Annotated in this window: 8 protein-coding genes; 4 read left to right on the top strand and 4 right to left on the bottom strand. The window is 61.8% G+C overall.

The genetic code is table 11. The features are described from left to right. A partial coding sequence (locus R6U53_RS07480; RefSeq protein ID WP_410321739.1) for a hydantoinase/oxoprolinase family protein occupies positions 1-1,820 on the bottom strand: 1,820 nt, incomplete at its 3' end. Between the two features lie 264 nt (positions 1,821-2,084). On the opposite strand from R6U53_RS07480, the gene R6U53_RS07475 reads away from it, so the two are divergent. Beyond that, entirely contained in the window at positions 2,085-3,128 is a 1,044-nt protein-coding gene (locus R6U53_RS07475) for an LLM class flavin-dependent oxidoreductase (RefSeq protein ID WP_410321738.1), read from the top strand. Position 3,129: 1 nt separating this feature from the next. On the opposite strand, the gene R6U53_RS07470 is transcribed toward R6U53_RS07475, so the two are convergent. Further along, positions 3,130-3,651 carry an Lrp/AsnC family transcriptional regulator gene (locus tag R6U53_RS07470; RefSeq protein WP_410321737.1) on the bottom strand — a complete coding sequence of 174 codons (522 nt, stop codon included), beginning with the start codon at positions 3,649-3,651 and terminating at the stop codon, positions 3,130-3,132. A gap of 458 nt (positions 3,652-4,109) precedes the next feature. On the opposite strand from R6U53_RS07470, the gene R6U53_RS07465 reads away from it, so the two are divergent. The 3 genes from R6U53_RS07465 to R6U53_RS07455 all read left to right on the top strand — a co-directional run bounded on the left by R6U53_RS07465 (position 4,110) and on the right by R6U53_RS07455 (position 8,611). After that, positions 4,110-5,450 (top strand): aspartate aminotransferase family protein, encoded by a 1,341-nt coding sequence (locus R6U53_RS07465; RefSeq protein WP_410321736.1) that lies wholly within the window; start codon positions 4,110-4,112, stop codon positions 5,448-5,450. A 324-nt stretch (positions 5,451-5,774) separates the two neighbouring features. After that, complete coding sequence (locus R6U53_RS07460) at positions 5,775-7,256, top strand: CoA-acylating methylmalonate-semialdehyde dehydrogenase (RefSeq protein WP_410321735.1); 1,482 nt, start codon at positions 5,775-5,777, stop codon at positions 7,254-7,256. Between the two features lie 119 nt (positions 7,257-7,375). Beyond that, positions 7,376-8,611: a Zn-dependent hydrolase gene (locus tag R6U53_RS07455; RefSeq protein WP_410321734.1), complete on the top strand. Its 1,236-nt coding sequence runs from the start codon at positions 7,376-7,378 to the stop codon at positions 8,609-8,611. Between the two features lie 3 nt (positions 8,612-8,614). On the opposite strand, the gene R6U53_RS07450 is transcribed toward R6U53_RS07455, so the two are convergent. Beyond that, positions 8,615-9,091 (bottom strand): YbaK/EbsC family protein, encoded by a 477-nt coding sequence (locus R6U53_RS07450; RefSeq protein ID WP_410321733.1) that lies wholly within the window; start codon positions 9,089-9,091, stop codon positions 8,615-8,617. A 237-nt stretch (positions 9,092-9,328) separates the two neighbouring features. Next, positions 9,329-9,817: an ester cyclase gene (locus R6U53_RS07445; RefSeq protein WP_410321732.1), complete on the bottom strand. Its 489-nt coding sequence runs from the start codon at positions 9,815-9,817 to the stop codon at positions 9,329-9,331. Positions 9,818-9,905: the final 88 nt, after the last annotated feature.

Genomic DNA, 9,905 nt, shown 5'->3' with positions numbered 1-9,905 from the left:
ACAGAACTGACCCGGAGGTTGAGCAGTTCGACCGGATCCGCCTCGAAGTAGTGGCCGTATTCGGCCTCGTGTTTCGCCTCGAAGCGTTCGCGGATGCGCTGTTGCCAGTCGCCGTCCGTTCCGTCGAAGGCGACGTTGAGTTCGTAGCCCTGTCCCTCGTAGAGACAGTCGACGGAACGCTCGAACGCCATCGTCTCCGGGGGGATCTCGTCGCGTTCCAGTTGTTCGCGGCCGCGTCGTTCGAGTTCGTCGAACCGTTCGTCGACGGTGTCGCCGTCCACGTCGGTGATGTCGCGGCTGAGCGTCACCTGGTAATCGTACTGCACGTCGGCGGTAAGCAATCCCCGGGCCGAGGCGATCCCCGGTGACGGCGGGACGAGCACCTTCGACGCGTCGAGTTCGTCGGCGATGTCCGCGGCGTGCATCGGCCCGGCACCGCCGAAGGCCACCATGGTGTACTCCCGCGGGTCGTACCCGCGCTGGACGGTCTGTTCGCGGATGGCGCGATACATGTTGACCGTCGCCAGTTCCAGTACCGCCAGCGCGGCCCGCTCGGGAGTGGCGAAGCGTTCCTGATCGAGGGGATCACAGAGATACTTCCGAATGGCTTCTCGCGACCGGGCGGGCTTGATGTCGAGATCGCCGCCGAGGAACGTCTCTGGGTCGATACGTCCCAGGACGACCTGCGCGTCGGTCACCGTCGGCTGGTCGTTGCCCCTGTCGTAGCAGGCCGGGCCGGGATCGGCCCCGGCGCTTTTCGGCCCGACGTTGAACCCCTTCGCGCGGTCGAGCCACGCGATCGAGCCGCCGCCGCTCCCGATGGTCTCGATGTCGAGCATCGGAACGATGGTCGGGTAGCCGCCGACCTTGCTGTCTCGCGGGTCGCGCTCGAGCACGCGCCCCGGATAGACCGAGATGTCCGCGCTCGTCCCGCCCATGTCAAGCGCGATGAGTCGGTCTTCGGACGCGTGTTGCCCTTCGAACTCCGCCGAGAGCACGCCCGCCGCCGGCCCGGAGACGAGCGTCGTCACCGGCATCCGTCGCACCTGTTCTAAACTCGCGAGGCCGCCGTTCGACTGCATCACCAGCACTTCTGAATCGAAGCCTCGATCGGTGAGTTGGTCGCGGAGGCGTTCGAGATACGTCGACATCACCGGCTCGAGCCGCGCGTTTATGGCCGTGGTGGTAAAGCGTTCGAACTCCCTGAACTGCGCGACGACGCCGCTCGACGTCGACACCGACAGCTCCGGAAACTCCGCTTCGATGAGCTCCTTGGTTCGCCGTTCGTGTGTCGGGTCGATATACGAATGGAGATAACAGACTGCGACGGATTCTACCCCATCCGCGACGAGTTCTGCCGTCGCCTCCAGGACGGCGTCCTCGTCGAGCGGCGTCACCGTCTCGCCGGGTGGTTGGATGCGCTCGGGGATCTCCTTTCGATGGCGGCGTTCGACGATCGGGCGCTCCTGCCACGGGACCGTCTGTTGGAGCGAGAAGTTGTGCGGTTTCCGGTGTCGACCGATGTGGATGACGTCCCGGAAGCCCGCCGTCGTCAGCATACCGGTGGTCGCACCCTCATACTCTATGAGCGCGTTCGTTGCAACGGTCGTGCCGTGAAGTATCTGCCCGACCGAACCGGGGTCGACGTCGGCCTCTTCGCAGACCTCAGCGACCCCTTGAACCGTCGATTCAGACGGATCGTCAGTCGTGGGTACTTTGTACGTGTGCGTCTCCGTTCCGTCGACGAGCAGGACGTCGGTGTTCGTTCCACCGACGTCGACGCCGATGCGGATGTCACTCTGGTTGGGTGTGCTTGACATTGCTTTGGTTCCATTTTGACACACTACTACAAAAATGGGTGTGCTGTCGGGTCAACAGTATCCGTTCGCCCGGTCCGGTCGCGGCCAGTCTACGAGGTCGACGATGAGGTGATGGCGCTAGTCGACGGCACGGAGTCCGAACTCGTCGGGAAACCACCCATACATTTATACAATACGTGTCCGAAATTCTCGGAGTATGCGAACAATAAACGCCTCCAATAGGGTGGGCTATTTAATCGATTCCGCGACGACGGAGGGCTACTGATGTCCTTCGACCGCGAATTCACCCGCGCCGGTATCTGGAACTGGGAACGGCCGTCTATCGAAGACGAACTTCACTACGCACAGTACGCCGAGGAGGCGGGGCTGGACTCCGTCTGGCAGGGGGAATCGCGGCTCGTCCGCGATGCGATGACCGTTCTCGGTGCGTACACGCAGGTCACAGACGAGATCGACCTCGCCCCCGGAGTGACGAACTGTTACACCCGCAACGTCGCACTGATGGCGCAGACGTTCTCGACCCTCGACGAACTCTCCGACAGCCGCATGAAACTCGGTATCGGAGCGTGGTGGGACCCACTCGCCAGCAAGGTAGGGATCGACCGCGGCAACCCCCTCCGACACATGTGGGAGTACTGCACGGTGCTCCGGAAACTCCTCGATCTGGAGAACGTGACCTACGACGGGAGCGAGATTCAAGTCGAGGACATCGAACTCGACCTCGTTCGCTCCGACGCCGACCCCCGGGACGTCCCTATTTACATCGGTGCCACCGGCGAGACGATGCACCAAATGACGGGCGAACTCGTCGGGAACGGTATCGTCTCGGGCATCTTCATGAACTACCTGATACCACCGGAGCACAACATCAAAGGGCTGGAACGCCTGAAAAAAGGGGTGGAAAAACAGGACGGGTCGATGGACGACGTCGATCGACCACAGCTCATCGCGGTATCGATGGACGAGGATGTGGACGTCGCACTCGACGAGGCCCGGGGACTCGCGACCCAGTATATCGGCCAGCAGCCCCATATCACGAAGGCGTCGGGGATCTCCGAGGAGAACGCCCAACTCGTGAAAGAGGAACTCGACTGGCCGGCGACAGCGGCGGATATCGAACGCGCAGCGGAACACGTTCCGGACGACGTCGTCCGGAACATCGTCGCGACGGGTACGAAAGACGACGTCATCGAACGGCTCCGCGATTACTGCGAGGCGGGCTGTAGCGAACCGGTCGTCTATCCGTTGACCGACAACATGGAGGACGTCATCGACGCTGTCGCGGCCGCGAAGGCCTCACCGGAGTGACCTAGCCGGACGGTTCGAGTACCGTCTCCCGGGCCTGCTCGGTGAGGTTGTCGATCACTTTTCGTTCGTTGTCGAACTCCTCCATCACGAATTTGGAGGACGTCTCGTTGACGCCCTCGACGGCGACGATGCGGTTGATCAGATCGTTCAGTTGGTCGCGCGTCTGGATGCGACTGATAACGACGAAGTCGACGTCACCCATCGTGTAGTACACCTGCTCGACGCCTCGCAGCGACATCAGCTCCGTGCCGAGCTCCTCCGAGTAGCCGGCTTCGTGGGTCACGGAGACGTCCGTGATGGCGACGAGTTCGAGCCCGAACGCGAGCGGATCGACGTCGGCCGTGATCCCCTGGATGACTCCGCTTTCTTTGAGATTGCTCAACCGATAGTGCACTGCGGACTTCGAAAGGTCGAGTTCCTCGGCCAGGGTCTCGAGACTCACGTCGAAGTCGTCTTCGACGCGTTCGAGGATCGAAAGATCAGTTTCGTCGAGTTCCCGAATCGTCTGTCGTGTCTCGCTCATAGGGTATCAACCAGTTGCTCGCCCTTCAAACAGCGGTTTTCAATCGATATCGTCGTCGGCCCTGCGAGTGAGTTGGACGTCTTTGAGCCACCGGGCTGTCTTGACGGCGACTTTTATCCCGGAGTGGCCGAGATTCAACACATTAGCTGCTCCGAAACGTCGAGTTACTCGTCGGCGGTTTGCGTCGGTGAATCTGCGCCCCGGTCCCGCCGACCCTCCTCTGGTTTTCGTTCGATCACGGTTCGACCGCGTACTGTATCAGGTGACGTACCTTGGGGTCAAGCCCCGGGGCATTCTCCCTGCACTCGGTAAAACCGCGGGCCGCCCGTGACGTTTTCATTCGTATATTAAAACGTATTCCGGGTTCTACGGGCGTCGTCTGAACGGAGAGGGATGATTCGAGGATCAACCAGGACATTATACAAAAGTTTCTTAGCCGTTCCTTACAATATACCGACATGGCGACTCAACAATCGGAAAAAAACGAAATCGAACAGCTCGACCGCGAGTACACGCTCGGTACCTGGACGCGTCAGCGGGACTTCAACCCGACCGAGATCGCCGATACGGTGGGGCCTCGGATCGTGACCGCGGACGGCCATTCCATTCTCGACTTCAGCAGCCAGTACGTCTGTACGAGCCTCGGATACGACGCCGAGCGCGTCTGCGATGCGGTCGCCGAACAGATTCGAACCGTACCGTACGTAAACCCCGGTTGGTCGACGGAGCCACGGGCGCGCCTTTCGGAGAAAATCGCCGAAATCACCCCCGGCTCGCTCAAAAAGACGTTTTATTCGACGAGCGGCACCGAGGCCAACGAGGTGGCCTTCAAGATCGCACGTGCCTACACCGGGAAGCACAAGATCCTCTCACGGTACCGCTCGTATCACGGTGCGACCGCCGCGTCGCTGTCCGCCTCGGGCGATCCCCGGCGCGTCGCTCAGGGTCCCGAGATCCACCCCGAAGTGCCAGGTATGGTGAAAGGACCGGATCCGTACGCCTATGGGTCGAGTCTGGATCCCGACGAAAGCCTGGAATACATCGACGAGATGCTCGGACTCGAAGGCGGAACCGTCGCAGCCGTGTTGGTCGAACCGCTCGTCGGTTCCAACGGCGTATTGACGCCGCCGGACGACTACTTGCCGAGACTGCAGGAGATCGCACACGACCACGGCGCATTGCTCATCTGCGACGAGGTAATGACCGGATTTGGCCGCACCGGCGAGTGGTTCGCCTCGACGCTGTATGAGGCCGAGCCCGACATTATTACGATGGCAAAAGGGCTGACGGGATCGTATCAGCCGCTGGCTGCGACGACGGTCACCGAGGAGATCGGTGAGTATTTCGAGGACAACCTGCTCAACCACGGCCACACGTTCGCCGGTCACCCGACTGCCTGTGCCGCCGGTGTCGCAGCCATCGAGACCTACGAGGAGGAGGGCCTCGTCGAGAACGCGCGTGAAGTCGGCGAATACCTGCGCTCCGAACTGGAGTCACTCGCCGAGCGACACCCGAGTGTCGGTGAGCGACGGGGCATTGGCCTCCATCAGGGCCTTGAATTAACCCGGAGCGAGGAGAAACGTGTTCCGTTCGAAAAGCGCAGCGACAAGGTATCTAGCAAAAAAACGGTCCTCGACGAAGTCGGTGCACACGCGCTCGAGAACGGCGTCTACTTTTACACCTCGGTCAACACGATCGTCGTCACGCCGCCGCTGACCATCGGTAAAGCCGAGGTCGACGAGGCTGTCGAGGCACTTGACGAGGCGCTTGAGATCTCCGACTCTGCGATGAACGAGTGAGTTCGGGTTCCCGGTAGCCGCCCCGTTTTCCACTCCGACCCGAAACAAACCGTTCGAGTCCGCTGTCTTTCCCCGGAACCGGCGTCGTGAGGTTGCGAGTGCCCTATACAAAAGCGGGTACGACGATACGAGCGGTTGGTTCGCCGTTGTCGCCGACGGCGCGACTTGGTACACTATTAAAATTGGTCAATCTTCTCCTGTGCTGGCAATCTGTCGTACGGTGTTCTATGATCGTTCTCCTATTGGGGATAGAATTTCGATTATGCCGATATAGTCGGAAATCATAACAAAAACTTATTAACGCGAAGTGTCTGTCTTCAAAGTATGACGCTGAATACTGTCCCCCCGTGGGAGGACGTGCAGAACTACATTGACGGCGAGTGGCAGTCACCGACCGGCGACGGCGGACGGGATATCGTCAACCCGGCGACGGGCGAGACGCTCTCGCACGTCGGTTTCAGTTCCGAAAGCGACATCGACACCGCAGTCGAAGCCGGGCAGGACGCGTTCGAGACCTGGAGTACCACCGCCGTGGAGGAGCGCATCCAGCCGCTTTTCGAACTCAAACAGTTGCTCGAAGCACACCAGGATGAACTCGCCGAGGTGCTCGTTCGCGAACACGGCAAGACGCGCGGCGAGGCCAGCGGCGAACTCCGCCGTGGTATCGAGAACGTCGAGGTCGCCTGCGGGATCCCGTCGATGATGCAGGCGGGGCATCTCCCCAACGCCGCCCCCGAAATCGACGAGACGGCGGTTCGGAAACCCCTCGGCGTCTTCACCGCAATCACGCCGTTCAATTTCCCGGGGATGATCCCGCTGTGGTTCCTTCCGTACGCGGTCGCGACCGGAAACGCGTTCATTCTGAAGCCGAGCGAACAGGATCCGGTCGTCGCCCAGCGCATCTTCGAACTCATCGATCAGGCCGGCTTTCCGGACGGTGTCGTCCAGCTCGTTCACGGGAGCGTCGACACGGTCAACGGTCTCCTCGACCACGACGGTATCGCGGGCGCGTCGTTCGTCGGGAGCACCCCGGTCGCCAAAGCGATCTACGAGCGCGCGGCGAAAAACGGCAAGCGCGTGCAGGCCCAGGGCGGCGCGAAGAACCACGTCATCGTCACCGAGACGGCCAACCTGGACTTCGCGGCCCAGAAGACGGTGTCTTCCGCGCTCGCCTGCGGCGGCGAGCGCTGTCTCGCCAACGACAATATTCTCGTCGAGGCGTCCGTCTACGACGAGTTCGTCGAGCTCGTACTCGAGGAAGCGGGATCGAAAGTCGTCGGTGACGGCCTGGACGATGGGACGGACATCGGCGCGCTCATCAGTCCCGAACACGAGGAGCGGGTACGCGAGTTCATCGCCAGCGGCATCGACGAGGGTGCCGAACTCCTGCTGGACGGTCGCGACGTCGACGTGCCGGGGTACGAAGGCGGGAACTTCCTCGCTCCGACCGTCTTCGGCGATGTCGACCCGGACATGCGGATCGCGAGAGAGGAGATATTCGGACCGGTGATGGGTCTGCTGCCCGTCGAGGGTATCGACGAGGCCATCGACGTGATGAACCGCAGCGACTTCGGGAACGCGGCGAGTCTCTTCACCGGTCGCGGCTCCGACGCGCGCAAGTTCCGTCACCAGGCCGACGTCGGGAACGTCGCGGTCAACGCGGGCACCGCCGCTCCGATGGCCTTTTTCCACTTCGGCGGCCGAAAGGACTCGTTCTTCGGTGACCTCCACGCACAGGGTGAGGACATGATTCATTTCTACACTGACAAGACGATCTACATCGAGCGGTGGCCGGACGAGTCGTAACCGTCGTCAGATATTCCTCGCGGGAGTTTTTTTCACGTTGGCGACCTGGACAGTCGACCGGAAGCGACGTGTTTGCACCGGAACAAAAGTTAATAAGAGTGTATCTAAAACTCGTATGTATGCGTGTCCAACTCGACAAGGAGCGATTTGTATCTACGATGAAAGAACAGGCGGAGATCGGTGGAACGGAAAACGGCGGCCTCCACCGGCTCGCGCTCTCCGACGAGGACAAAGCGGTACGCGACTGGTTTACCGAACAACTCGAGCAACTGGGACTGGACGTCCGCGTCGACGCGTTTGGCAACATGTTCGCGCGCCGGTCGGGCACCGACCCGAGCGCCGATCCGGTCATGATCGGTTCACACCTCGACTCCCAACCCTACGGCGGTATCTACGACGGTGCGCTCGGCGTCATCTCGGTGTTGGAGCTGCTCCGGACGCTCGACGACGAGGGGATCGAGACGGCCCATCCGATCGAAATCGTCAACTGGACGAACGAGGAGGGATCGCGTTTTCAGCCCGCAATGCAGGGGTCAGGCGTTTGGGCGGGAGCACACGATATCGAGGAGGAGTACGCCAAGACTGACGAGGACGGTACCAGCCTCGAAGAGGAACTCGAACGCATCGGTTACAAGGGTGACGTTCCGGCCGAACCGCAGGACGACTACGAGGCGTACTTGGAGCTACACGTCGAACAGGGGCCGTACCTCGAGGAGAACGGCAAGGACGTCGGCGTCGTGACGGGTATCGTCGGTTTCAACTGGGGTGCCATCACTTATTACGGCGAGGCCGATCACTCCGGGCCGACGCCGATGCACTACCGCAAGGACGCGCTCGTCGCCGCGGCCGACGTCATCACGCAGATCCGACGAATCCCCTCGACGCTCGGCGACCGGACGGTCGGGACGGTCGGATACATCGACGCCAAGCCCAACTCGATCAACATTATTCCCGAGGAGGTGACGTTCACCTGGGGCTTCCGCGACCCGAACGACGAGATCATCGAGGAGGCGGTCGACCGCGTCCTCATGGAAGCGGAAACGGCCGCCGAGCGCGAGGGCGTCGACTGGGAGTGGGAACAGCGGATGGACGTCTCCAGTGTTGACTTCTCCGAGAAGTGCGTCGATGCCGTTCAGTCGGCGGCTGACGACCTCGGCTACGACAGCATGCGCATCTTCAGCGGTGCCGGTCACGACGCGACGCACATGACGAGCGTCTGTGATACGAGTATGGTGTTCGCGGTCAGCGAAGACGGGAAAAGCCACAACGAAGCGGAGTACACCAGCTGGGACGACTGTTATGCCTCGGCAAACACGCTGGCCAACGCCGCCCTCGATCTCGCGGATTCGGCTTGAGCGTCACGCGTGCACGTCGACGAACCGCGGATCGGTGAACTCGACGAGTTCGGCCGCCGGCACCGCCAGCATCGCGTTGGGCGTGCCCGCGGCCCCCCAGAGCTCGTCGTACGATCGCAGCGTCGGATCGGCGAGCGCCGCGATGTCCCGCTCGTAACAGAACGGCGGGACGCCCCCGATACTCCAGCCGGTCACTGCTTTCACTTCGTCGCTGCTCGCCGTCGCTACGTCGCTCGGATCGACGCCGCACGCCTCGGCGAGCGCCGTCTCGTCGACGCGGTGGTCACCGCTCGTCAGCACGAGGACGAACTCGTCGTCGACTCGCATAATCATGCTCTTGATGATCTGTCCGCGTTCACAGCAGAGCGCCTCTGCCGCCGCCTGTGCGGTTTTGGTCCCAGTCTCGAACTCGCGGATTTCGCCACTGTATCCGTACCGCTCGGTCGCTTGGCGACGGAATTCCTCGACTGTCGGGTGCATAGAGGTCACTGCGAAACGGCGAAACTAATCGATGCCGATCGCCGAGCAGGGCGGTGTACCGCCCCGCTCAGTTCAGCCATGGATTCTCGATCGGCTCGAATCGGTGTCCACACCGCGGACATTCGACGAGATACTGGCCCCCGTCGTCGACGAGAGCGAACCGGCGGCTCCGAGCGAGGTGTCCACAGTCGGGGCATCGTCGGAAGAGCGGTGGTATCACGGTCGGCTCCCCTCGAGCTAGCGGTTTGAGAGCCGGCTTCGCATCTGCCCGACCAGCAGTCGGACGACCTTCCCGGGCGAGTCCGGGATCGCATCGAGCTGCCGGAGCAGTCCGAGCATGTCCTGGTTGCTGTACACCGCGGTGATCTTACCGTCCTCGATGTGCTGAAACGACATCCCGGAGACGCTCACCGACTCGCCGGTCGGAGCGATGTCCATGAGAGGCCCCTCGTGAGTCCCCGTGGCGGTCCATCGCGTGGCCACCGTCCCGTCCTCGGCGACTATCTCGTCGAGTTCGAAGATGAGGTCGGGGAAGGCCTCGAAGTATATCTCGAGGAACGAGGCGTACTCCTCGATGTCGATGGCCTCCGCCCCGGTCATCCCGTAGAACCGACAGTCGGCGGCGTAGTACTCGTCGAGACGGCTGGTCTCGCGCCCGTTGAGGACGTTCGAGAAGACCGCTTCGGCGAGCTCGTGGGTTCGGTCGATATGTGCTTTTGGGCTCATAGTGTAGATCCATTATGGTTTCGTGAGGACATAAACACAGCAGGAGCAGTGCTGTCACGTCGTCGGACGTCCGTCGACAGCCGCAGTG

Origin of the sequence: Natronomonas sp. (assembly GCF_046483325.1) — an archaeon.
In the GTDB taxonomy this organism is placed as follows: domain Archaea; phylum Halobacteriota; class Halobacteria; order Halobacteriales; family Haloarculaceae; genus Natronomonas.
The sequence above is the reverse complement of the archived record's forward strand: the minus strand, read 5'-3'. Positions and strand labels throughout refer to the sequence as shown.

Coding starts and splice junctions, on each gene's coding strand:
- R6U53_RS07475 (WP_410321738.1), top strand. CDS start 2,085: ATGTCCTTCGACCGCGAATTCACCCGCGCCGGTATCTGGAACTGGGAA.
- R6U53_RS07470 (WP_410321737.1), bottom strand. CDS start 3,651: ATGAGCGAGACACGACAGACGATTCGGGAACTCGACGAAACTGATCTT.
- R6U53_RS07465 (WP_410321736.1), top strand. CDS start 4,110: ATGGCGACTCAACAATCGGAAAAAAACGAAATCGAACAGCTCGACCGC.
- R6U53_RS07460 (WP_410321735.1), top strand. CDS start 5,775: ATGACGCTGAATACTGTCCCCCCGTGGGAGGACGTGCAGAACTACATT.
- R6U53_RS07455 (WP_410321734.1), top strand. CDS start 7,376: ATGCGTGTCCAACTCGACAAGGAGCGATTTGTATCTACGATGAAAGAA.
- R6U53_RS07450 (WP_410321733.1), bottom strand. CDS start 9,091: ATGCACCCGACAGTCGAGGAATTCCGTCGCCAAGCGACCGAGCGGTAC.
- R6U53_RS07445 (WP_410321732.1), bottom strand. CDS start 9,817: ATGAGCCCAAAAGCACATATCGACCGAACCCACGAGCTCGCCGAAGCG.